Annotated in this window: 18 protein-coding genes, 3 tRNA genes and 1 riboswitch; of the genes, 11 read left to right on the forward strand and 10 right to left on the reverse strand. The window is 37.1% G+C overall.

Annotated features, from left to right (window positions below):
• Nucleotides 1-4: 4 nt before the first annotated feature.
• From JML65_RS04965 to JML65_RS04995, 7 genes are all read left to right on the forward strand, one after another.
• Complete coding sequence (locus tag JML65_RS04965; RefSeq protein WP_202270099.1) at nt 5-1,984, forward strand: TonB-dependent receptor plug domain-containing protein; 1,980 nt, start codon at nt 5-7, stop codon at nt 1,982-1,984.
• Nucleotides 1,985-2,030: 46 nt separating this feature from the next.
• A complete protein-coding gene (locus JML65_RS04970; protein WP_202270100.1) occupies nt 2,031-2,897 on the forward strand; it encodes an MbnP family protein in 867 nt (288 codons plus the stop codon).
• Between the two features lie 16 nt (nt 2,898-2,913).
• Nucleotides 2,914-3,933 (forward strand): cytochrome-c peroxidase, encoded by a 1,020-nt coding sequence (locus JML65_RS04975; protein WP_202270101.1) that lies wholly within the window; start codon nt 2,914-2,916, stop codon nt 3,931-3,933.
• Between the two features lie 140 nt (nt 3,934-4,073).
• A riboswitch (cobalamin riboswitch) is annotated at nt 4,074-4,259 on the forward strand.
• A 184-nt stretch (nt 4,260-4,443) separates the two neighbouring features.
• Nucleotides 4,444-6,423: a TonB-dependent receptor plug domain-containing protein gene (locus JML65_RS04980; RefSeq protein WP_317194027.1), complete on the forward strand. Its 1,980-nt coding sequence runs from the start codon at nt 4,444-4,446 to the stop codon at nt 6,421-6,423.
• Entirely contained in the window at nt 6,420-7,556 is a 1,137-nt protein-coding gene (locus JML65_RS04985; RefSeq protein WP_202270103.1) for a YncE family protein, read from the forward strand. Before JML65_RS04980 ends, JML65_RS04985 begins: the two co-directional genes overlap by 4 nt.
• A 14-nt stretch (nt 7,557-7,570) precedes the next feature.
• The gene (locus JML65_RS04990) at nt 7,571-8,764 is read left to right on the forward strand and encodes a hypothetical protein (RefSeq protein ID WP_047485019.1); all 1,194 of its coding nucleotides are present in this window, start codon (nt 7,571-7,573) and stop codon (nt 8,762-8,764) included.
• A gap of 35 nt (nt 8,765-8,799) precedes the next feature.
• Complete coding sequence (locus JML65_RS04995) at nt 8,800-11,121, forward strand: DUF5074 domain-containing protein (RefSeq protein ID WP_202270104.1); 2,322 nt, start codon at nt 8,800-8,802, stop codon at nt 11,119-11,121.
• Between the two features lie 81 nt (nt 11,122-11,202).
• Here JML65_RS04995 and JML65_RS05000 read toward each other — a convergent pair whose 3' ends face one another.
• The 9 genes from JML65_RS05000 to JML65_RS05040 form a co-directional block, all read right to left on the reverse strand.
• Nucleotides 11,203-12,687: a T9SS type A sorting domain-containing protein gene (locus JML65_RS05000; protein WP_202270105.1), complete on the reverse strand. Its 1,485-nt coding sequence runs from the start codon at nt 12,685-12,687 to the stop codon at nt 11,203-11,205.
• 127 nt (nt 12,688-12,814) lie between these two features.
• A complete protein-coding gene (locus JML65_RS05005; RefSeq protein WP_202270106.1) occupies nt 12,815-13,603 on the reverse strand; it encodes a T9SS type A sorting domain-containing protein in 789 nt (262 codons plus the stop codon).
• 205 nt (nt 13,604-13,808) lie between these two features.
• Entirely contained in the window at nt 13,809-14,582 is a 774-nt protein-coding gene (locus JML65_RS05010; RefSeq protein ID WP_202270107.1) for a T9SS type A sorting domain-containing protein, read from the reverse strand.
• 379 nt (nt 14,583-14,961) lie between these two features.
• Nucleotides 14,962-15,033, reverse strand: a tRNA-Glu gene (locus tag JML65_RS05015).
• Nucleotides 15,034-15,097: 64 nt separating this feature from the next.
• Nucleotides 15,098-15,169, reverse strand: a tRNA-Glu gene (locus JML65_RS05020).
• A gap of 10 nt (nt 15,170-15,179) precedes the next feature.
• Complete coding sequence (rpsT, locus tag JML65_RS05025; protein WP_047491303.1) at nt 15,180-15,434, reverse strand: 30S ribosomal protein S20; 255 nt, start codon at nt 15,432-15,434, stop codon at nt 15,180-15,182.
• Between the two features lie 67 nt (nt 15,435-15,501).
• Nucleotides 15,502-15,822: a hypothetical protein gene (locus JML65_RS05030; RefSeq protein WP_047491306.1), complete on the reverse strand. Its 321-nt coding sequence runs from the start codon at nt 15,820-15,822 to the stop codon at nt 15,502-15,504.
• Between the two features lie 11 nt (nt 15,823-15,833).
• Nucleotides 15,834-15,908: transfer RNA gene (locus JML65_RS05035), tRNA-Glu, on the reverse strand.
• Nucleotides 15,909-15,965: 57 nt separating this feature from the next.
• Nucleotides 15,966-17,252, reverse strand: a complete 1,287-nt coding sequence (locus JML65_RS05040; protein ID WP_052188676.1) for an N-acetylmuramoyl-L-alanine amidase — start codon at nt 17,250-17,252, stop codon at nt 15,966-15,968.
• Nucleotides 17,253-17,305: 53 nt separating this feature from the next.
• On the opposite strand from JML65_RS05040, the gene JML65_RS05045 reads away from it, so the two are divergent.
• The 3 genes from JML65_RS05045 to JML65_RS05055 all read left to right on the forward strand — a co-directional run bounded on the left by JML65_RS05045 (nt 17,306) and on the right by JML65_RS05055 (nt 20,871).
• A complete protein-coding gene (locus tag JML65_RS05045; protein WP_202270108.1) occupies nt 17,306-19,891 on the forward strand; it encodes a putative LPS assembly protein LptD in 2,586 nt (861 codons plus the stop codon).
• A 144-nt stretch (nt 19,892-20,035) separates the two neighbouring features.
• Nucleotides 20,036-20,416, forward strand: coding sequence for a RidA family protein (locus tag JML65_RS05050; protein WP_047491629.1), 381 nt, complete (start codon nt 20,036-20,038; stop codon nt 20,414-20,416).
• On the forward strand, nt 20,416-20,871 hold the full coding sequence (locus tag JML65_RS05055) for a hypothetical protein (protein WP_047491313.1): 456 nt from the start codon (nt 20,416-20,418) through the stop codon (nt 20,869-20,871). The genes JML65_RS05050 and JML65_RS05055 overlap by 1 nt, the downstream gene beginning before the upstream one ends.
• A gap of 69 nt (nt 20,872-20,940) precedes the next feature.
• Here the strand turns inward: JML65_RS05055 and JML65_RS05060 are convergent, their stop codons facing one another.
• Nucleotides 20,941-22,476 carry a trypsin-like peptidase domain-containing protein gene (locus JML65_RS05060; protein ID WP_047491316.1) on the reverse strand — a complete coding sequence of 512 codons (1,536 nt, stop codon included), beginning with the start codon at nt 22,474-22,476 and terminating at the stop codon, nt 20,941-20,943.
• Between the two features lie 393 nt (nt 22,477-22,869).
• Here JML65_RS05060 and JML65_RS05065 point away from each other — a divergent pair, with 393 nt between their 5' ends.
• Nucleotides 22,870-24,240 (forward strand): rhodanese-related sulfurtransferase, encoded by a 1,371-nt coding sequence (locus JML65_RS05065; RefSeq protein WP_084086556.1) that lies wholly within the window; start codon nt 22,870-22,872, stop codon nt 24,238-24,240.
• Nucleotides 24,241-24,243 lie beyond the last annotated feature (3 nt).

The raw sequence follows: 24,243 nt of genomic DNA on the forward strand, positions 1-24,243 counted from the left end.
TTTCATGAAACAACTCGGAATTATATTAATGTTTTTGGGAATGCTAATGAATGCCCAAAACAGAAAAGGAAGAAAAGACAGTATTACTCTTTTAGATCAGGTAGACGTAAAGGGCAGTAAAAAGAAAATTGAAACGGATATAAAAATGTCCGTTTCAGTGGACGAATTTCTCGCTTCTTCAGAAAAAATAAGCTTTATAAAACGGGGAGCCTATGCCTGGGAACCTTTACTTAATAATATGAGTACGGAACGGTCTGTTATTACCATTGACGGGATGCATATTTTTGGAGCATGCACTGATAAAATGGATCCGGTGACTTCTTATCTGGAGGCTAATAATCTCTCAGCGATAGATATAAAATCAGGGCAGGAAGGGAGTGCACATGGATCAACAGTGGCCGGAAGCATTGATCTGAAAAGAAAAAATACACCTTTTGGTCTTGAAAAAAAGTGGAATGGAGCCTATCAGACAGGTTTTGAGTTCAACAATAAACAATTTTTCAATCTTGGAAATATCTCTTATTCCGGGAATAAACTTGCGGTAGATGGAAGTATTTCCTTCAGAAAAGCAGATAATTATTATGACGGAAATAATGCTGAGGTCAATCATTCACAATATAATAAATTCAACACTGCAATTGGAATAGCTTATAAAACAAGTCCTTTATCCTCAGTAAGGGTAGATGCAATTTTCGATAGGGCGAAAAATGTCGGATTTCCTGCATTGCCAATGGATTTATGGCTTTCCAGAGCGATGATTACATCAGCTTCCTACAGGCAATTGTTTAATGAGGGTTTGATTAAATCCTGGGATACCAAAATCTATTACAACACCATAGAACATTATATGGATGATACCAGACGTCCTGAAAATCTTGTACATATGGATATGCCGGGATGGAGTACCACATATGGGCTGATTTCATCGATTCATCTTAAAAAAGAACGGTATACCTCAGCAATAGAATTGAATATGTACAATAATACATCCATTGCAGAAATGCGGATGTATCCACAAGATCGGAAGAACAGGACAATGTTTGCATACAGCTGGCCCTGGGTAACTACGCGTTTTGCGGGGCTTTCGATGAATAACAGTTGGGAAATATCAGATAAAAGCCGTGTGAATTTTGGTGGATCGTTAGGACTGAACTATAATGAGTCTAAATATGTAGAATTCAATTGGATTTTTCACCCGGGAGCATCTCAGCAAAAAACGAGAATTCTTCCAAGTTTACATGCTGGATACCAATTCACAGAGGATCATTTTAGTTTTTCTGTAGGAACCGGGTATGGACATAGAGCACCTTCCGTTTCAGAAGGCTATGGATATTATATCTACAATAGTTTTGATCGATATGATTATATCGGAAATCCTGATTTAAACAATGAAATTTCTTACGAAACCAATGCCAGTGCAGGTTTTAAAAATGAAAAGATGAGTATTGAAGCTAAAGTGAATTACTTCTATATTCAGAATTACATCATTGGAAAAATTTTAAGTCTCGGAAGTCCCATGAATTATCAATCGGTAGGTGTGAAGGCTTATACTTCTCTGGATCATGCGACACTTTTTAATATGTCTCTGAATACAAGCTATAGCATTTTGCCGGAACTGCATTGGAAGGGAAGTTTAACGTACGCCCGCGGAAGAGATGATAAAGGGAAAAACTTACCTTTTATCCGCCCGTTGAGTTATTTGACTTCTTTACATTTTACCCACCATAATGTTGGAATTCATACTTCTGTAAACGGAGATTTTATCCAGCTTAATTATAGTCCGGAATATGGAGAAGACAAGACTCCAGCCTATGCCATATGGAATTTTTCCGTGGATTATAATTTCAAAATCAAAAAAATTAAAACTGTTTTTCAGGTGGGAGCCGAAAACCTGTTGAACAAATATTACAGCACCTATGCAGATTGGGGAAACATTCCAAGAATGGGGCGTAATATCTTCACCTCTTTACAATTCAGTTTTTAAGGATCATAAAACTTTAATTAAAACAACAACAACTAAAATTTTTACAATGCAAAACTTAAAACAATATTTACTATTATCAGCTTTTTCACTGGGTATAATTTCCTGCCAGAATAGTGATGATAATCCTGTTGCCAATAATGTAACCCTTGAATTTAATAATACTTTTAAAAATACAACCATTGTGCTTGGAGATGCTGTCTCTGGAACAGCTACCACCAATATCTCTGCAGAAGGTCAGGTCCATCATTTCTCAGAATTAAAATATGTAATAAGTAATATTCGTCTGATAAAGGCAGATGGTAATGAAGTTCCCTACAAAATTAATGACCTGGATCAGGGAGCTACCGTAATAGATCAGTCAAAACCGGAAACGCTTCGTTATATTCTGAGCAATATCCCGGCTGGGGAATATAAAAGGATCAAATTCGGATTAGGAGTAAAAAGAGAACTGAATGTACTGGATCAGATGAGGTTTCCAAAATTCTATGCAACTGCCGGTTCTAATGACACCCAAATGATGTGGGAATGGGGAGCCGGTTATCGTTTTACAAAGATTGAAGGTTTCTACGGGACAGATCATAAACAGATGTCTATCCATACAGGAAGCACCATCAAAGGATCTGAAGGGAATTTTACCCAGGGAGTAGATGCATACAGAGATGTTAGCCTAGACCTGCCTACCCATGCAATAGTAGATCATAAAGCCCCTAAAATTACTGTTAAAGCAGATTTTGATAAACTGTTGACAGGTAAGATCAACACGATTGTACTGGTTACCGGAACTGGATCGGATGGGAATGCCACTCCGAATATCCATACGGCCAATCAAATGGTGAAATTTGTGGATAACCTTGGCGGAAACGGATCCGGTGATATTTCAGGAATGTTTTCAGTGACTGGTGTTGAAAACTAGATTCATCTCTGTTGTAATGAAAAAAGGAGTAAGCATTTTAGCTATTTTTATATTGTTAATATCTTGTAATAACGATAATTATGAGCCTGTTTCTTATGATAATCCTCAAGTATCACTCAATATTCCTTTTGGCTTTCCGGAACTAAATAATTCGGTGAAATCTAATGTGCCTACAAAATATGGAGTAGAGCTGGGGGAGAAGTTATTTCAGGATAAAAGACTCAGTGCAGATAATTCCATATCCTGTTCCAGCTGTCACATTCAGGGAAATGCTTTTGCCGATAACAATGCTCAGGCGGTAGGTATTGAGAATAGACTAGGCTTACGGAATGTACCAGCTATTCAGAACATGATGTTCTTGAATTTTTATAATTGGGACGGGAATATTCTTCAACTGGAAAATCAACCGCTGGTTCCTATTATCACTCATGAAGAAATGGGATCTTCTATTTTGGAGGTGATTGGCAAAATAAAGACTGATCTTATGTATAGAGATTTATTCAGAAAGGCATTTGGAGATGAAACCGTTACTGCGGAAAGAATTTATAAAAGTATTGCACAATACGAGTATACACTGATTTCTGCCAATAGTAAATACGACAGAGTAAAAAGAAATGAAGGAGAGGTTTTTACAGAAAACGAAGCTCAGGGATATCAGACCTTTCAGCAAAAATGTGCAAGCTGTCATAGTACAGAACTTTTTACCGATCAGAGCTTTAGAAATATCGGATTTCCTGTGAATCCCAATCCCAATGAGGCCGGACGTGGAAGAGTGACAGGTCTTCCGGGAGATTATATGAGCTTTCGGGTGCCTTCATTACGAAATGTAGAATATACAGCTCCTTATGGAAGTTTTGGACAGTTTCCTACTTTAAGAGCCGTTCTTGATTATTTTGATAAAGGTGTTTTGGATGCCGATAATCTTGATCCGGTCTTTAAAAACAATGGAAATAAAATTCCTCTCTCAGAGCAGGAAAAGACCAATCTTATCTTATTTATGAAAACCCTGAGCGATCGTGAATTTGCAAAAAAATAAGTATAGATAAGAGCAAAACAATTCAACATAATTGATGACTGAAGTTCATCAAAGATCCCGTTAGAAAATAACGGGATTTTTCATGTTTATGTATTGATAATCATTTTATTCTGCGTTGTATTGTATCTAACCGGAATTTTATATCTTTGCCGAAATTTGGCGAGCCGTAAAAAGCTCTTAAAAGGGAATCCGGTGAGAATCCGGAACAGACCCGCTGCTGTAAGCTCCGTACCAAAGTTTTTGAAGATTATATCCACTGTTTTTTAATGGGAAGGATTTCAAAAATGGAGTAAGTCAGAAGACCTGCCAGAATAAATAAACGTTTGACGCTTTCGTGGAATAAAGCTTTAGGACTACAATGATTCTGTGCAGTACATGCTGTGCTTTGTCATTGCTTTCTAATATCCATTAGCGTCATCATTATCCCTGAATGAGCTAATGGTGGCAAAACTGACTACATCTCAACTTCATAAAGTTGTTTTCACAATATTTGTGTTAACATCACAATTCTTGTTTTCTCAAACAAAGAAAAAAGACACCTTAAAGGAAGAAGCTATTAAGGCGGTCAATATTTACAAAAAGAACTTTAAAGAAATCGTTCCTGCTCAGGTATTGCAGGGAGAAGAGCTTGAAAGACTGAACAGCCACTCTGTGGCAGATGCCTTACGGTATTTTTCCGGTGTTCAGATCAAGGACTACGGCGGAATAGGGGGGCTCAAGACCATTAATATCCGAAGTATGGGAAGCCAGCACGTAGGGGTTTTTTATGATGGCATTCAATTGGGAAATGCTCAGAACGGTCTTGTGGATCTGGGGAGATATTCTTTGGATGATCTGGAAGAAATATCATTGTACAACGGTCAGAAAAGTGAGATATTTCAGCCCGCCAGGGATTTCGGATCATCAGGTTCTATTTATTTGCAGCCTAAAACACCTGTTTTTACCGGAACACGAAAAACAAATCTTGTTTTGAGGGCAAAAAGTGCATCAATTGATTTATTCAATCCTTCTTTCCGTTTAGAACAGAAACTATCACCAAGAATTTCTGCAAGTTTTAGTGCTGAATTTCTGCAAAGTGATGGTATTTACAGATACCGGTATGTAAAAAAATACCCTAACGGAGAGCCTGCCTATGATACAATAGCTAAAAGAAGAGACTCTGATATTAAAGCCAAACGTTTTGAAACCTCTTTGAATGGTACTTTAAATAATGGAAGCTGGAATATCCGCGGATATGGCTATATTTCCAATCGGGGTGTTCCTGCTCCTGTTGTGAATAGCCGTTTTGACGGGCGAGGGGCAAGAATGTTTGATGAGAATTATTTTGTACAGGCCAACCTGAGGAAAAAGCTTTTCCCTAAATTCGAAACTCAGCTTAAAGCAAAATTTGCTTATGATTATACCCGTTTTCTTGATACGGTACAGTCTCAGTTGGTTAAATATTCAGATAATACCTACATTCAAAGGGAACTGTATATTTCATCTTCCAATTTATATACAGTGAATTCCCATTGGGACATTAGCTTGAGTGGAGATTTCCAATACAATAATCTGGATGCAGATCTGTATCAGTTTTCTTATCCTACCCGGTATACCACATTGGTAGCTTTGGCTACGACCTATCAATGGAACAGGTTTAAAGTTTTAGGAAGTCTGTTAGGTACTTTTACTTTTGAAGAAGTGGAACGAAATAAAAGACCTGAGGACAGAAGTGAATGGACTCCTGCTATTTTTATGAGCTACCAGCCGGCTATTGTTCCGGAGCTTACTTTTAGAGCTTTCTATAAAAAGATTTTCAGACTTCCCACCTTCAATGATCTTTATTATACGAATATTGGAAGTACTTTTCTGAAACCGGAGTTTACGACGCAGTATGATTTAGGGTTTACCTATCAGAAGAAATATAATCATCCTGTCTTTAAAGCTTTTTATGCCAAGGTAGATGGTTATTACAACCGGGTAAAAGATAAAATTGTTGCAGCACCCACAGGAAATATGTTCCGCTGGATGATGATGAACCTTGGGTTGGTTGACATCATAGGTACAGATGTAAATGTCCAGGCTGAAATGATGTGGGGCAAAGTAAAAATTAAACCGTTGCTTTCTTATACCTATCAAAGTGCAAAAGATATCAGTAATCCCGGAGATGATATAAGCCCGGGGGATACTTTTTATAAAAAACAGATCCCTTATACCCCTTGGCACAGTGGGTCTTTTACGCTGATGGCGGATTACCGTGACTGGAATTTCAATTACAGTGTGATCTATGTTGGGGAACGCTATGACGGGCAGCAGGATAATATTCAGTACAATTTTGTTCAGCCCTGGTATACCCATGATTTATCCGTTCAGAAAAAATTCGACTACTCAGGACATCAGTTTAAACTGAGTCTTGAAATGAATAATATTTTCAATCAATATTATGATGTGGTCAGAAACTATCCCATGCCGGGAAGAAATTTTAAAATTACTTTAAACTTCACCTTATGAGAAAAATAAACTTCTGTCTTCTCCTCTTCATATTGGTTTTTCTTGTGGCCTGCCGTACCGATGATATTATCGTCCGTCAGGAAGTGGTAGAAGGGTTGGCAGCACCGGAAAATACTGCCATTAAAGGCTTTTACGTATTGAATGAAGGGAATATGGGAAGCAATAAATGTACCCTTGACTTTTTCGATTATACCAAAGGAACTTACTATCGGAATATCTATGCCGAGGTGAACCCTAATGTGATCAAAGAATTGGGGGACGTAGGAAATGATATTAAAATTTATGGTAGTAAGCTGTATATCGTAGTCAATGTTTCCAATAAAATTGAAGTGCTGGATGCTAAAACAGCTAAACGGATAACATCTATTCCCTTACAGAACTGCAGATATATAACATTTAAAAACGGAAAAGGTTATGCCAGCAGTTATGCAGGGCCTGTAGATGTCAATCCTAATGCACCTAAAGGGAAAATAGTGGAAATCGATACAGCTTCCCTGTCTATACAGCGTCAGGCTACAGTAGGATACCAGCCTGAGGAAATAGAAATTGTAGGAGATCAGCTTTTTGTTGCTAATTCCGGAGGCTATATGGCTCCAAATTACGACAGAACAGTTTCCATAATCGATTTAAATAGTTTTACAGAAACAAGAAAAATAGATGTCGCTATTAACCTCCACCGGCTTAAAAAAGACAATTATGGTGATCTGTATGTAAGCTCCCGGGGAGATTATTACTCGGTACCCTCCAGTTTATATCTAATTGATGCTGCAACGGGGATGATAAAAAAAGATTTCCATATTGCGGTAAGTGAGATGACGATTGTCAATGATAAACTTTATTTCTATGGAAATGAATTCAATTACAATACCCATACCTCTCAAAAAACATTCGGGATTATTGATGTAAAAACAGAACAGATTATTTCTAACAGGATTTTTGATAAGGAATATGAAAATGCCATTAAAACCCCTTACGGAATTGCTGTAAACCCAATTACAGAGGATGTTTATATTACTGATGCCCGAAACTACGTTGCAATGGGTTTTGTGTACTGTTTCGATAAAAATGGCCATTTCAAATGGAAAACCGAGGGAGGAAATATCCCTGCCCATTTTACTTTTCTCTATAAATAATTAAACTGATAAACATGAAGATCAAAACTTTTACCTATTTAAAAACAGGGTTTTTATCATTTCTTCTCATAGGAATGATAGCCTGTAAGCATGATGATGAGGAAAATTTTGTATTTAACGGGTTGGATGACTCTTATACTATCGAACGTTTTGAAGTTCTGAGTATTCCTACCAATATTTCAGGAAACTTTACCTGGAGTGTGAAAGACTCCATTATTTCTCAAAGTTCAGAACTTGAATTTATCAGTCCGGTAGTCGCTACCTATCCATTGACACTTAAGATAGAGAATAATGGAAATGTTCATACCTATCATTCTAAAATAGTGGTAGAAAAGGAAACGGCTACCTACAGCAAATATATAGCTAAGGTTTTTGATTATCGTCCTGCTCCCGGACAGTTTATGAATAAGATTCCCGAATATGAACCGGGAAATACAGCTGAAAATATGCTTCAGAAAGCGAGAGAATCTTTGATAGGTTCCAGTTTTCAAGAAATAAGTCTTGGGGGGTTCGGAGGCTATGTCGTTTTTGGATTTGATCATACGATTCCCAATCTGAATGGAAGAGATTTTAAAATCCTCGGAAATGCCTTCTTTGGAAATGCCGCAGCTGACCCGCGTTCAGGATCCTGTGAACCAGGAATCATTGTCGTGGCCTACGACAGAAACAAAAACGGAAAACCTGATGATAATGAATGGTACGAAATTGCAGGAAGTGAGCATTTTAAAAATACAACAGTAAAGGATTATAGCATAACGTATTTCAAGCCTAATGAGAATAAGCCTCCTGTTCCTGGAAATTTGGGCTGGCAAGTTGATACAGAATACATCAAGTGGCAGGATAATCTGGGAAATAATGGATTTAAAACAAAGAATATGTTCCACTTACAAAGCTATTATCCTTTATGGTTTTCCGAGGCTTCTTACAGTTTTAAGGGTACTAAGCTTAAAGACAATTATTATGATCAAAGCGGAACGGGTTCTTATTGGGTAGGAAAATCATATGAATTTGGTTATGCAGACAACGCTCCAAATAAAGATGATGCTTCCAATATTGATATTTCCTGGGCGGTAGACAGGAACGGAAGATACGTAAAACTTCCGGGTATCGACTTTGTGAAAGTATACACAGGAATCAATCAGGAAGCCGGATGGGTAGGAGAAGTTTCTACAGAAGTTTCAGGAGCTTATGATTTATACTTTAAATAACAGTAGACAATACAATAAATTTTAAATTAATAGAAATGAAAAAGTTTTATCTTTTTACTCTGCTTTTTCTATTTGCATTTTTCACGAATGCACAGATAAAAGTCCAGGGGGTTCTCCGAAATGACATTCAGGGAACGGAAACAAGTCAGCTAAGAGCAGCTGTAGCACCATCAATCAGTTTTTCCGATATTAAGTATTGGGTAGGAACCGGTACAAACGAAGCTGCTTTTGTGGTACAATGGAATGATAGTAAAAATCCGGATGCCCTGGTTTGGGGATTCAGATGGAACGGAACGGCTACAGGTGCAGATATGATCAAAGCAATTGCTAAAGAAGATCATAGACTTTTCACATTACTTTACCAGGGAACACCACAGGGAACGGCAGTTGGAGGTTTTGGTTTCGATCTTGACGGACAAAATCTCAATGCCCTGTATTATAACGGAAATACAGCATCCCCGATTTCTCCGGTAAACGGAATCGTTAATACCACTGCATATAATTTTGATAATTATACCGGAGTGGATGCTAATGACCATTGGCAGTCCGGATGGGCAACTAAAGGATACTGGTCTTATTGGATAAAAAATCCTGCAAGTGCTAATTTTGGATACTCCGGTGTAGGAGCTTCTTCCCGTACCCTACAAAATGGTTCTTGGGATGTATGGAATTTCAATCCTTCGTTCACTTCAGTTCCCATTTCTTCTACGATGACCCCGGTTTCTCCTTATGTTGCTTCTGCGGGCCTTATGAGTCTGATGAACCCTACTAATCGTCTGAATCCGACAAGTTTTACTGAGGGCTTCTTTATCGTTAACGAAGAATGGTTCGGTCATACAAACGGATCAGTAAACTTCATAGATAATAACGGGCAGATCAATTACCGTGTATACAGTGCAGTCAATAACAACCATGCTTTTGGAGCCACTACCCAATTTGGAACAATTTATGGGGATAAGTTTTACTTTGTATCAAAGCAGGAGGCAGACCCTGGAGATGTACAATATACACCCGGAGGAAGGCTGGTAGTTGCTAATGCACAAACCATGCAAAAAATAGCCAGTTTTAACGATATCGGAGGTGGTGATGGAAGATCATTTGTAGGAGTAAATGAGCATAAAGGATATATCGGGGCTTCCAATGGAGTCTATTTATTTAATATTGACAACCTTCAGGTTGGGGGCTTAATTCCAGGTACGGCAGGTACAGGAGGTCCTTACAGTGATCAGATGGGAAACATGATACGTACTTCACAATATGTATTTGCAGTAAAACAGGGAGAAGGTATTTTAGTCATTGATCCTAAAACCGACACCCTTGTTACGACCATTACCGGAGACTTCTATTCTGTTACTCAGGCTAAAGACGGAAGTATCTGGGCCATTAAGAACCAGGCGGTAGTAAATATCCATCCTACTACTTTTGCCGTTCAGGCTTATGCTATTCCTACCACAACATATCCAGATCCTTGGGGAGCATGGAATGCAGGAAGTTTTTCAGCAAGCAACACAGAAAATACACTCTACTGGTTTATATCTGCAGGGTGGGGTTCAGGAAACAGAATTGTTAAATTTGATGTGACGGCTAAAACCTTTAATGAAAATTTTATTACCATTCCGGGACAGACAGGAACTTATAAGCAGACTCCTTATGGAGCAGGATTACGTGTAAATCCAGTGACAGGAGAACTTATTGTAAATACTACCGAAACAGGAGGTCATTATCAAAAAAACTGGGTTCATATCTATGATGCTAATGGTAACCTTACCGATACGAGAATATTGAATGACTATTACTGGTTCCCTGCATTAACGGTATTCCCGGATAATACAGTTCCGGTGGTGAGCAATACTTTGCCTTCACAGGTTACAGTAGGAAATGTGACTACAATTGATTTGAAAACAGTGGTTTCTGATGAAGACAATAATACAGCTTCAATTGTGAAGACTATAAAATCAAATGACAATCAGGCAGTAGTTTCTGCAGTTATCAATAATAATGATGAGCTGGTACTTACTCCTATTGCTTCAGGAACAGCTAGTATTGTGATCGGTTTTAATTCTAATGGTAAAACAGCAGAAAAAACGATTACCGTAAACAGTCTTGGCTCTACGCTGGCTACGGCTGAGGTGAAAAAACTGGAGTTCAGTATCTATCCGAACCCAGTGACAGATCTTCTTATGATCAAAACTCAGGAGAAAATTGTAAATATTTCTGTTTATGATGCTTCAGGTAAATTGGTGAATACACAATTCAGCAACGGACAGATCAATATGAGTATGTTACCAAAAGGAATGTATATTCTAAAAGCAGTGACTGATAAAGCAATGTATCAGCAAAAACTGATTAAAAAATAATTTCTAGCATAGCTGATTTTGTTTCATTTAGCCCCGGCCAATTTTGGCCGGGGCTTTTATATTATTAAATATTGTTGGGTTTTACCGGGTAAGAATAATCTTCCGGGAATAGACTTTTTTGTCTTTCGTTTGTAAGGTAAGCATATAAACTCCTCCCGGTAGAGTAGAAGGCAGTTCAAAAGTTTTAGATCTTACTTTTGCAAGGAACACCTCTCTTCCAAAAGCATTTCTTAGGGTAATAGTAGCACCCTGTAAAAGAATATTTCCATATATACTAATCTGTCCGGTAGTGGGGTTGGGAGAAATAATGAAATCTTCTTTTATTGGAATGTTCTTTAAGATTTTATGATCTGAATAAAGACCTGATTGGCTGATCACTGGTCTGTCATATGAGTTGTAAAGTGCCTGAATTTCTTCATCAGTAAGCGTTTTATTGTAAACGATAAATTCATCGATCTGTGCACGGTCAAGGGAAATTATAACGGAGCCGTCTATTAAATTAGTTATGGCTTGCATTTGGCTGAGATCAATCATAATAGGGTTAAAGTGGCTGTTATCCGTTACAATGCTGCCATCCTTATATAGAATTGTTCTGTTATTTTCGCTGCTGAGAACATAATGATGGAATGCAGTAGATGTACTGAGGCCGCTGCGTTCTTCTAAAGGAGGTTCTAAGCCAAAATTAGGAGGGGTAATACCCAGGACTATACTATCATTTCTTATACGAAATCTCATAGCAAATGCATCAATTGTGAGAGAGGGGGATGACATGTTGGGCTGTTTTTGTTCCGTTTTGACCCAAAATGCAATTGTATAGGCGGCTTTTAAGCTAGGTGATAAGTTAGCTTTGAGACTGTTGACGGATGTCCCTGAAGCATTAATTCCCTGGTGGCATATCATATTATTGAATGATGGAGGATTTGTTGTGCTGATTATATGGGTTCCAGAAATGATATCATTGGTGTTACCGTTGAGAGGATAATAATGCAATGGATCAAATGCAGGAAATGTACAGCCATCCGGTATATGATAGGCATAGTATATACTGAGCCCGCTATTCAGGTTGAGGAGACCACTGTTTAAAGTTACTCTTACGCGATCATAGGGTTTGGTGGCAATAAATTCTATTGTCCCTTTACTTGGATTTGATATGCCGATTTTGAGAAGTTCACTGTTGACGATCTTGTAATCATTGTTTGAAACATTTCCGTTAAATGTTTCTATAGCAACTCCACCAAGCAATTGTACGGATAAAGAAGCTTGGCCGGTTCCGATACCAATGATCACTTTATTCAGTTTTGTGGTTGCCGGAAAGATTAATGTCTGCTCAATTCTGGCAATAGCACCCAATGGAATTTGCATCAAAGAATAGTCATTTTCATTGGAACCGACAGCATTTTGTGGATTCTGGACGGAGCAGGCTAAGCATACTCCATAGATTTGTGAATTTTGATTGTTGACATAGGTTTTAGTTTGTGAAAAAGACCATGTATTCATCACGAACAGTAATATGAGTGACAATACTGATTTCATTATACGGAAACCTGTTAATACATTTGTTTTCATATTTTGGAATTGAGGGTTATAGTGATTTGGAATCTTATTTATCGTATAGCCATTAAAATTTTAGGTATTCACTAAAATAAAACGGCAAGCTTGAAAAGCTTGCCGTAGTGTATGCATCAGATGCTTTTTACTTCATCATAATTTTTTGAGTATAGGTTTTTCCTGCCTTCGTTTTCAAAGTCATAATATACAGACCTTGTGGCTGTCTTGACTCAAAGGTATTGGAAGTCAGTTTAGAGTGGTAGACTTCTTTTCCTGAAGTATTGGTTAAAGTGATTTCCGAACCTTCTAATGGAAGTTTTTTATCAAGTGTCACCTGACCTCCTTCCGTATGGGCCATTAAATTGATAAAAGGATCTTTGTATTGGTATGTATAATAAACACGAAGTTCGCCACCCAGACTCAATAATCCTGAATTTACGTTGATTTTGACACGGTCAAAAGGAATATTCATTGTAAGTTCAATTTCACCTTTGCTTGGGTCTGCACTTCCAAGTTGAAGAATATCATTGTTGATATTTTGATAGTCATTATTAGATACATTTCCATTAAATGTCTCAATAGATACACCTCCCAATGCCTGAGCGGATAGCGGAGTACCATTCGAACCGATTCCGATTACAAGCTTATTCGTATTGTTGGCAATATTGGAAGTAGGAAAGATCAGGGTCTGTTCTGTCCTTGCCAATAAGCCTATTGAAACCTGTAAAGTGGAATAATCGTTCTCATTACTTCCTATTGCGTTCAGTGGGTTCACTACACCGCATCCTATGCAGATTCCGGTAACCGAATTGGTTTGGCTGCTCGCATACGTTTTCACGATTTGTGCAGTAGACATAGAATTCATCAGGAACAAAAATGATGCAGACAAGGCTGCTTTGATAGCACGTTGTCTCAATAATAAATTAGTTTTCATATATAAAAAATTTTGATTTTTAGTTTTGTGTAAATTTATAAATAAAATTATTATGTTAGCAAATTTATTTAATATTGTGGTGATTATGTAATAATTTGTTTATATAAATGTAAATGTTTGTTTTTTATTTAATGAATTTAAACCTTTATATAATAAAAAATCCGGCTGGATTTTGCCCGGCCGGATTGAAGTATTAAAAGTATATCTATTTAATCATTATTTTCTTGGAATAGGTTTTCCCGTCTTTTGTCTGTAGAGTCATGATATATACTCCTCCGGGTTGTCCGGATTCAAAAGTTTTTGACTTCAGTTTAGAACGGTATACTTCTTTCCCTGAGGTATTGGTTAGGGCAACCTCTGAACCTTCCAGTGCGATATTTCCATCAAGAGTAACTCTTCCGTCCTGACTATTGGCCATTAGGCTGATCAACGGGTCCTGGTAAGCGTAATATATTCTGAATCCACCACCCAGACTAAGTACACCGCCGGTTAATCCTATTCGGATACCGTCATAAGCTTTTGTCGGTTTGAATTCTACAGTCCCCCTGTTAGGAGTTGCTCCCAGTTTAAGAAGACTTATGTCTATCGTTCTGCGGTCTTCATTTGAAGTTCCTCCATTCATGGTCTCCAGGGTTACTCCACTTAGTAATTGTACCGATAAAGGAATATTGTCCGTTCCTATACCTACAACGAGTCTTGTGTCTGCCCTAAGATCCGGGAAAATTAAAGTTTGCTGGATTCCTCCTAATAATGCAGTTCCCAGCGTCATTGTAGAATAATCATCTTCATTGTCTCCAATTGCATTTTGAGCATTTTCTACACGACAGCCTAAGCATGCTACTCCAAAAACACCGGAGCTCTGTGCGTGAGCATAAATTCTGTTTTGTCCAAAGGATAAAGTATTTGCTGAAATCAGGAATAAAGCTACTAAAGCCTTTTTAAATGAGAATCGGCTTTCAGATAGTAAAGTAAATTTCATGTGATTGGTTTTTAAATTAAAAGTTTACGCGAATTTAACGATTAAAAAGAACAGTAAGAAATAATATTTCCATTTATGGTGATATTTTTAATAAGATTTAATATTGAAGGAATATAATCTCCTGGAAACAGGGTGAAGAGGATGTCTTCTTGAAGAACGAAGAGCTGGGGGAGTGTAGAAGTTTGTGATGATACTGGATGAGTAAGAACAGACCTTTCTGTTAAAAAGGGAATCCATTGGTTGGATTGATGGAGGTGATCATTTAATAGGAGAATAGATCAGTATAAAGAGTTGTCCAGCTTTTAGCGAAAGTTAACCTTGAATGGATAGGATAGGTACCAAAGCAAAAAGAGAAGACTTTTATTAAGTCTTCTCTTTGTAGCCCGTAGGGGAATCGAACCCCTCTTACCAGAATGAAAATCTGAGGTCCTAACCGATAGACGAACGGGCCCTCTATCTTCCATTACCGAAGCAATGTGTTAGTTTTGTTTTTATAAGTGTCAACTCTTAGTTTGTAGCCCGTAGGGGAATCGAACCCCTCTTACCAGAATGAAAATCTGAGGTCCTAACCGATAGACGAACGGGCCTACTATATTATTACGCTAATTTATTAACGTGCTTTGTCAATTTGCTTTTCAAGTTAGCCGCTTTGTTTTTGTGGATAATATTTTTCTTAGCTAATTTATCCAATAAAGCGATAACCTTTGGCAGTTGTTCCGTTGCAGCAGCTTTATTCTCTTCATTTCTCAAGCTTTTAAGCGCTGTTCTAGCAGTCTTGTGGTAATATCTGTTACGAAGTTTTCTAGTTTCGTTTTGTCTAATTCTCTTTAGTGCTGATTTATGATTTGCCATATCGTTCAAATGTGAGTGCAAAACTATAAACTTTTTTTTAAACTACCAAATTTATTTTATAAAATTTTTAATTTTCTTCCGAAAGGTACTTTTTAAGTTTATTTATTGCTTGTTCTATTTTTAAATTTTCTTGTTCCTTTTCTATTTTTTTGATTGTGTTTCCCAACATAATCATCGCATTGTTCCATTCCCCAGTAGTATTGGTGAAAGTAAGTTCATCTATTGTCACTTCAAAAGCAACCCTTTCTCCTGTCCTGTAAAGCCTGAAACTTATTTTATCATCCCTGCCTGTAATCCCGTCTTCATTGATTTGTAAATCATAACTTTTTGGGTTAGAGTGGATTTTATTAAAAAGCAATTTCGCTTCTTGTATTTTTAAATCCGGCATGATATCAAATTTGGTAGCCTATAGGGGAATCGAACCCCTGTTGCAAGAATGAAAATCTTGAGTCCTAACCACTAGACGAATAGGCCAAATTTTGAGGTTGCAAAAGTAATGATTAACTTTTTAACTTCAAAATTATTTTTTAATTATTTATATACTTTTTGTATCACGGTATTCTTAATTCCTTTGTTCTCAAGTTCTTTCTGAAGCTTCACTGCTTCCTCCAAAGTAGCCACTTTTCCATAGGTATAATAGAAAACACCGCTATCTTTCTCTCTTTCCACATCTTTTAGGTTCTGAAGAATATAAGAATTTCCGTTCAGTTTATCGCCGGCATACAGCTCTATGGTATAGTAACCCATGCTTATTTTTTGGTTAGGCATGAACCCTACGGCAAAGGCATTTCTAAATCCTGCATCCTTGGCAGATTTCAGGTTAATATCTTTTACAGAAGCCATATTAGTGACGGCATAATAGTATTTGTACTGGCCATTTTCTTTAATGGTAAGGATATAGCTTAATCCTTTTAGGGCAGGGTCTCCCTCATTGTATTTGGTAGGAGAACTCATCAGTAATATCCTGAAATCATTTTTCAACGGTGTTTCCGCCGGTTTTTCAGGTTCCTGTTTTTTAATGGTAAATGAACCTCCTGTTTTTCTGTCGATCGCTTTTTTATAGTCAATAATAGCATTGTAAATACTTTCTGCTATCTCAGCCTGTCCCTTTTCGGAGGCTATATAGTGGCTTTCTTCCGGATGATTGATAAATCCGGTTTCTATCAGTACAGAAGGCATGGCATTCATACGCAGTACGTGTAGGTTTTTCTGAAAAACCCCTCTGGAAGATCTTTTGTCTTTATTCACAAAGTTGTCTTCTACCAATCCACCTAAAAGAAGACTGGATTCCAGATATTTACTTTGCTGAAGTTTCAGTGCGATTAAAGACTCCGGAGAATCGGCGTTATAAGAACCGAAGATCTGCTTATCTTTTTCATCCAGAAAAATCACATCGTTTTCTCTTTTGGCAACTTCAAGGTTTTCGTTATTTTGGTTGGGTCCCTGTACATAAGTTTCTGTACCGTAGGCTGTAGGTCTCTGTGAAGAGTTACAGTGAATCGATACAAATAAATCCGCCTTGCTTCTGTTAGCTAAGTTGGTTCTGTCGGATAAAGATGGGTATTCATCAATCTTACGGGTGTAGATTACTTTAAAATCTCTGTTTTTTTCAAGCATTGCGCCCAATCTTAAGGTAATGGCAAGGGTTACATCTTTTTCTGCGACTCTTCCAATGTCAGAATAGGACCTGTTTGCCCCATGATCACTTCCTCCGTGTCCTGCGTCCAGAACGATTGTAAACTTCTTTTGAGCTAAAATAAGGTTACTGATTAGAATAAGGAGAAATGATAAAATTATTTTAAAATTTTGTTTGTGCATCTTACAGTTATAAAAATTATATTAATTTTGGGCCTTAATTATATAGAATAAAATTGGCCAAAACCGTCTTCAAAAATATATTACAAATTTTAATTATCCTAATTTTTAACAATTTTTTAGCACAAAAAACGCCTGAAAAATTGCCTAAAAATGTGGTTAATGATACTATTTCCAAAAAGGATACCATAGTTGTAAAAAAAGAATCTTTAGATGATATTCTTCGCACAAAAGCAGAAGATCAGAGAAGAGACATCCCTAAAAAGATGACTTTTCTTAATAAAAATGCCCAGGTGATCTATCAGGATATGCAGATTGATGCAGATTATATTTCAATAGATGATAATAAAAATCTGATTTATGCCCGCGGAAAACAAGATTCTTTAGGAAAGATTGTTGAACCTGTAATTACTATGCAGGGTGGAAAAAAGTATGAAACCAACGAATTCAGCTATAACACCAAAACCAAACAGGCAATCGCCTACAATGCCAGAACTGAAGAAAGTGAAGGGGTAATTATAGCTCAAAAAACAAAAAAATACAATGACTCGGTATTTGCCATGAAAAGAGCAGATTATACCACCGATGATTATTTTATTAAGAAAAAAGATACTGCCGCAGATTACTTTATGCGGGCCTCCAATATTAAGCTGATTAAAACAAAGAACAAATCTCAGATTGTAACCGGGCCGATTCAGATGTATATTGAGCGGGTACCTACCCCTCTTATTATGCCTTTTGCTATCCTTCCGTTTTCGGATAAAAGAGCAGCCGGTATTCTGATTCCGAGTTTTGGAGAAAGAGAAGATGTAGGATTCTTCCTTAACGGGATTGGATACTATCAGCCTATTGGAGAACATTTTGATCTTAAAGTGCTTGCCGATGTGTATACAAAAGGAAGCTGGAACCTGCGTCCACAGATGAATTATCAGAAGAAATACAAGTATTCGGGTAGCTTTAATGCAGATATTGGGACAATGGTAAGAGGAATTAAGGGCTTGGATGATTATAACAAGAATAGTACTTATAGAATCAACTGGACCCATTCACAGGATGCAAAATCTAATCCTTTTCTTACGTTCAGTGCATCAGTGGATATTGTAAGTACAAAGTTTTACAATAACCCGCTGAATAACAACTATATTTTCAACCAAAATGTACTGAATACCCAGCAGAACTCTACGGTAACTCTTACCAAGAGGTTTCTGAAGCTTCCGGTAACCATCACCGGAACGGCATCTTATTCTCAAAACTTTGCAACAGGATTGGCTGATCTTCGTCTTCCACAAATGAACGTTGCCATAAACCAGTTTTATTTATTTAAATCAAAAACAGGAGTACGACAGGGGCTTCTTGAAAATATTACGGTAAACACAGGGTTTAACCTTACGAATTTTGTGAACACACAGGAAAACGAATTGTTTACAAAGGCTATGTGGGATAAAATGCAGACCGGCCTTAAAAACAATATTGCGCTGGCAACAAATACCACGTTAGCTAAATATTTTACATTCAGTTTAAGTGCCAACATAGACAATGCCCTGACGACAAAATCATTGAACAGATACTATGATCCGATAAAGAATGTTACTGTAGATGAAATCAATAAGAACTTTGCAGGATATTCTACATTCTCTACGACTGCCAGTCTTCAGACTACGCTATATGGAATGCTTAAATTTAAAAAAGGATCTTCGGTGGAAGCTATCAGGCATATGATGACCCCAAGTATCGGGTTTACCTATTCTCCGGATTTCTCAAGTCCAAACTTTGGATATTACAAAAACTACTATAATGCAACCGGTGCAATTACTCCTTATTCTATCTTTGAAAAGGGAATTGTAGGAAGTCCTTCCAGTGGAATGGTAGGTGCTTTAGGGTTTAATATAGGGAACAATATTGAGATGAAAGTAAAGTCTAAGAAAGATTCTACAGGAGTAAAGAAACTTAAGATTTTTGAATCTTTAAACCTTTCAGGAAGTTATAACTTTGCTGCCAAAGATCACCCGTGGTCTATCTTATCCATCAATGGACAATCTTCTTTCTTCAACAGTAAACTTACCGTTAATACAAGTCTTACCCTTGATCCGTATAGAATTGCATTTGTTCCGGGACAGGACACGGGAATCAGAACAGAAGAATTCGGACATTTTAGTGTACAGGGTTTCAATATCCAATTGTCTTATCCTTTAAGCAGTGAAATTTTTGGTGAGAAAACCGATTATGCTAAAAAGTATTCTTCCAAAGGAGAAGTCCGGAATGAAAATTATTATTTTGATGATGATAATTATGCTCATTTTGATCAGGCATGGACTTTGAATGTTAATGCCAACTATGCTTATTCAAAAGGACTCAACAGGTTTGGAAGTAAAATTGCATCCATAGGATTGGATGGTAGTATTAAGCTGACGCCTTACTGGAATATCAACGGAAGTACGCATTATGATATGGTTACTAAAGAGCTGGCATATACAAGAATTGGATTCTCAAGGGATCAGCGAAGTTTTACAATTAACTTCAACTGGGTTCCTTTCGGACAGTATAAGGTATACGACTTCTTTATTGGGATAAAAGCCAATATCTTAAGCGATGCTCTGAAGTATAAAGACAGAAGTTTTACTCAGCCTAATGCACCTTTCTAATATCAGATTGGCATTTGAGAATATAAATTTTATATTTGCAACCAAAATATATTCTAATGGAATCACTATTGGCAGAATTTTCAAACAAGTAAATACAGCAGATGGTGATTGCATGTGACCTTTAAAAAAATTAAATATCCACTTATGAAACAAATCATAAACACAGTTAATGCACCTGCGGCAATCGGGCCTTATTCACAAGCTAATATGGCAAATGGAGTATTGTATATCTCCGGACAGATTCCTGTAGATCCTGCAACTGGTAAACTGGTAGAAGGAATTGAAAAAGAAACTCATCAGGTAATGAAGAACCTTGAAGCGATTCTTACTGAAGCAGGAATGACTTTCAAAAATGTTGTAAAGGCTACAATCTTCCTTAAGAATATGGATGATTTTGCTGTAATGAATGATATTTACGCTTCTTATTTAGATGCAGAAAGCTTTCCGGCACGTGAAACGGTACAGGTTTCTTGTCTGCCTAAAAATGTGGATATTGAAATTTCTATGATTGCACATCAGGATTAATGAATTTTATAAGAAATACAATTGCGGTGCTGGTAGGTCTTGGGATAACCGGACTTATTATTACTCTTGGTATAAGGGCGTTTCCGCAATGGGTTACTTTTGAGGCTTTTGCTCCGTTTGAGCATTGGCAAAGATTCCTTTTCAGTATGAAGGATGATAAAGCTTTCTTTGGATTCCTGTTATTTGTTTCCGGATTGGGAACGACGATAGGCGGTGTTGCCACGGCAATCATTGTTAAATATGCCAAAGTAGCTTATGCTATCCTTATAGGCTTTATTATGCTGTTTATAGCGATGCTGGATATTATTATATTTCCTTATCATCCTACCTTCTATAAGATTTCTATCTTCCTTACTTTTTTTCCATTTTCCTGGATTGGCGGTAAGATTGTAGAGGTCATTTATGAACGGAATAAGAAAAAAAGGATCGCTGAAAAAATGAATAAACCCAAATAAATAAAAAAAACGCTGCAGATTTCTGCAGCGTTTTTTTGTTGATATGAAAAGACTATTGTCTGTTTTCCATTATGGCATTTTGAATCCTTTGGTATAGTTTCTTCCGTAATCATCTACAAACTTCACCTGAACATTCCCCTGGTATTTATCCAATACCTTTTCTACATCTTTCTGTGAATTTACCGGCTTACCATTGATCTCTATAATGATATAGTTGTCTACAATTCCAATCTTAGCCATTTCACTTCCTTCAGCTACATTTTTAGCAACTACACCGCTATTTAGTCCATATTCAGTTTTAAATCTTTCGTTAAGCGGATCAAACTCAGCTCCTATTTTCTCGGTAACACTAAGATCAGCTTTAGTTCTCGTAGAAGTTCCTCCTTTTTGGTCTCTAAGGGTTACAGTACTGGTATTTTCTTTACCATTTCTTGTATACGTTACCTGAACTTTATCACCAGGGCGTTTGCTTCCGATAGACATGGAAAGATCAGCAAAATCTGTAATGGCATAATTATCTATTTTCGTAATGATGTCTCCTTTTTTCAGACCCGCATCTTCTGCGCCACTGTTCTCACCAAATCCTGTAACATAAACTCCGGCTCCTGCTTTCAGATCCGTTTTGTTTTGCTTATTGTACATTAAAACCTGCTGGTCATTGGAAAGGTCTAGAGACTGAACGCCTAAGAATCCTCTCTGAACAATTCCGAATTTTTTGATATCCTCAACAATTTTTCTGGCAAGGTTTGCCGGTACAGCAAATCCATATCCCTGATAATATCCTGTTGTAGATTGAATGGCAGAGTTAATACCGATCAGTTCCCCATTTGTGTTGACCAATGCACCTCCGGAATTCCCCGGGTTAATGGCAGCATCCGTCTGAATAAAACTTTCAATAGGGTTGGCCGCTTTACCCTGACTTCCTAAAATACCGATTCCTCTTCCTTTAGCGGAAACAATACCCGCTGTTACGGTAGAGTTTAATCCCAACGGATTTCCTACGGCAAGTACCCATTGTCCCACATCAATATTGTCTGAATTGGCAAAGTTTAAGTAAGGAAGTCCTTTCTCTTCAATCTTTAATAAAGAAATATCTGTATTAGGGTCAGTTCCTATTAAAGTAGCTATGTAGGCTTTTTTATTGCTCAATACAACCTCAAGTTTGTTGGCGCCTGCCACCACGTGATTGTTTGAAATAATATAACCGTCCGGAGAAATGATCACCCCAGATCCCATTCCTGAAGGCATATTGTCTGGAGTCTGTTGTTGTTTTTGCCTTTGCTGGCCTCTTCCTCCACCTCCGAAAGGATCTCCAAAGAAAAAGTCAAACAGATCCTGTTCTGAAGCTCTGCTGGCAGTTCTACTCTGGTAATTTTTAATGGTAACTACAGCCGGAACTGTTGTTTTGGCTGCTTTTACAAAGTCATCACCCACGGCACCAGTGTTCATTCCTGCGAATGTAGTGTTAGAGGCTGATGTAGTGAAATAAGATTGATCTCCGTTGTTGGAGTTGTGTCCAAAATATTGTATTGCTCCAACGGTAGTAGCTCCGGAGACAACTCCTACTACTGCAAATGGTAATAGTTTTTTTAAAGTACTCTTCATTGTATATCTTTCTTGTTTATTAATTAATTTCTTTTTTATGTTTTTGAGTAAACAAATTTAATGTTAAATAAGTAAGCAATTAGTATGCTATGTTTCAATTTTAACTAAAATTTAACGGGTATTATGTCATTTTATATATTATGTCATAATCTTCAATGGTCTATTAACAAAACTTAAAAAATTATTAAAGAAAAAAATGTGACATTTTGTAAGTTTATCCCTAAAAAATCCTGCTTAAGATACGATAATTTATTGGAAAGATCCTGATCAGGTATTGATTTGGAATTCTTTATTACCGAGCTCTTAAAAGGTTGCTTTTTCCCTGGTCAATACACTTTATAGAAAAATCATTATCTTTGCAAAAATATTTTTCTCACTTAAAACGTTTATAGCATGCAACTGTATAACACCTTAAGCGCAGAAGAAAGAGCTCAACTTATTGATGAAGCTGGTAAGGAACGTCTTACACTGTCTTTCTATGCGTATGCCAACATTGAAGATCCCAAAAAATTTCGCGACGAACTATTTATAGCCTGGAATGCCCTTGATGCTCTTGGCCGTATTTATGTTGCCCATGAAGGAATTAATGCTCAGATGAGTGTTCCTGCAGACCAATTTGAGGCTTTTCGGGATACGCTGGAAGTCTATGACTTCATGAAAGGGATTCGTTTGAATGTAGCAGTAGACCAGGACAACCATTCTTTTTTAAAATTAACCATAAAAGTCAGACATAAAATTGTAGCTGATGGTTTGAATGACGCTTCTTTTGATGTGACCAATAAAGGGATTCACCTGAAAGCACAGGAATTCAATGATTTACTTGAAGATCCTGATACTATTGTAGTGGATTTCAGAAATCACTATGAAAGTGAAGTAGGGCATTTTGAGGGAGCGATCACTCCTGATGTAGAAAACTTCAGAGAAAGTTTACCTATTATCAATGAACAATTACAGGATTTTAAAGAAGATAAAAAGCTGTTGATGTACTGTACCGGTGGGATCCGTTGTGAAAAAGCCAGTGCTTATTTCAAACACCAGGGGTTTAAAAATGTTTTCCAGTTAGAAGGTGGAATCATTGAATATACCCGTCAGATTAAAGAAGAGGGTATAAAAAGTAAATTCATTGGGAAAAACTTTGTATTTGACCACCGTTTAGGAGAACGTATTACAGACGATATTATTTCGCAGTGTCACCAGTGTGGTAAGCCTTGTGATAACCATACCAACTGTTCTAACGATGCCTGTCATTTATTGTTTATTCAGTGTGACGAATGTAAAGCTGCTATGGAGAATTGTTGTTCTACGGAATGTTTGGAGACAATACATTTACCTATGGAGGAACAGGTCAAATTAAGAAAAGGATTACAGGTCGGAAATAAAGTTTTCAGAAAAGGAAAATCGGATGCCCTGAAATTTAAAAATTCTGGTGATCTGCCTAATAAGCCTTTAGCAAAAGCTGAAACAAAGAATATCCGTCAGAAAATTACGGTTAAAAAAGTGTTGCTTGGAAAAGCAGAACATTATTATTCAAAGTCAAAAATTGGACAGTTTTTAATGGAGAACAAAGAACTTTCCATAGGCGATAGAATATTGATTTCCGGGCCTACCACCGGAGAACAGGAGCTTACAATTACTGAAATTTATGCAAATGGAGGTCCTTGTGAAACGGCTAAAAAAGGAGATCAGATTACTTTTGAACTTCCGTTTAGAGTTCGTTTATCTGATAAATTATATAAAATACTACAACCTTCTGAAAATGCATAACCA

Source organism: Chryseobacterium sp. KMC2, from assembly GCF_016756935.1.
GTDB classification, from domain to species: Bacteria; Bacteroidota; Bacteroidia; order Flavobacteriales; family Weeksellaceae; genus Chryseobacterium; species Chryseobacterium rhizosphaerae.

What these genes read in the sequence shown, in the direction of transcription:
- JML65_RS04975 (WP_202270101.1), top strand. Translation starts at nt 2,914, where the DNA reads ATGAAAAAAGGAGTAAGCATTTTAGCTATTTTTATATTGTTAATATCT.
- JML65_RS04995 (WP_202270104.1), top strand. Translation starts at nt 8,800, where the DNA reads ATGAAAAAGTTTTATCTTTTTACTCTGCTTTTTCTATTTGCATTTTTC.
- JML65_RS04970 (WP_202270100.1), top strand. Translation starts at nt 2,031, where the DNA reads ATGCAAAACTTAAAACAATATTTACTATTATCAGCTTTTTCACTGGGT.
- JML65_RS05000 (WP_202270105.1), bottom strand. Translation starts at nt 12,687, where the DNA reads ATGAAAACAAATGTATTAACAGGTTTCCGTATAATGAAATCAGTATTG.
- JML65_RS04990 (WP_047485019.1), top strand. Translation starts at nt 7,571, where the DNA reads ATGAAGATCAAAACTTTTACCTATTTAAAAACAGGGTTTTTATCATTT.
- JML65_RS05055 (WP_047491313.1), top strand. Translation starts at nt 20,416, where the DNA reads ATGAATTTTATAAGAAATACAATTGCGGTGCTGGTAGGTCTTGGGATA.
- JML65_RS05040 (WP_052188676.1), bottom strand. Translation starts at nt 17,252, where the DNA reads ATGCACAAACAAAATTTTAAAATAATTTTATCATTTCTCCTTATTCTA.
- JML65_RS04985 (WP_202270103.1), top strand. Translation starts at nt 6,420, where the DNA reads ATGAGAAAAATAAACTTCTGTCTTCTCCTCTTCATATTGGTTTTTCTT.
- JML65_RS05030 (WP_047491306.1), bottom strand. Translation starts at nt 15,822, where the DNA reads ATGCCGGATTTAAAAATACAAGAAGCGAAATTGCTTTTTAATAAAATC.
- JML65_RS05050 (WP_047491629.1), top strand. Translation starts at nt 20,036, where the DNA reads ATGAAACAAATCATAAACACAGTTAATGCACCTGCGGCAATCGGGCCT.
- JML65_RS05065 (WP_084086556.1), top strand. Translation starts at nt 22,870, where the DNA reads ATGCAACTGTATAACACCTTAAGCGCAGAAGAAAGAGCTCAACTTATT.
- JML65_RS05060 (WP_047491316.1), bottom strand. Translation starts at nt 22,476, where the DNA reads ATGAAGAGTACTTTAAAAAAACTATTACCATTTGCAGTAGTAGGAGTT.
- JML65_RS05005 (WP_202270106.1), bottom strand. Translation starts at nt 13,603, where the DNA reads ATGAAAACTAATTTATTATTGAGACAACGTGCTATCAAAGCAGCCTTG.
- JML65_RS04965 (WP_202270099.1), top strand. Translation starts at nt 5, where the DNA reads ATGAAACAACTCGGAATTATATTAATGTTTTTGGGAATGCTAATGAAT.
- JML65_RS05010 (WP_202270107.1), bottom strand. Translation starts at nt 14,582, where the DNA reads ATGAAATTTACTTTACTATCTGAAAGCCGATTCTCATTTAAAAAGGCT.
- rpsT (WP_047491303.1), bottom strand. Translation starts at nt 15,434, where the DNA reads ATGGCAAATCATAAATCAGCACTAAAGAGAATTAGACAAAACGAAACT.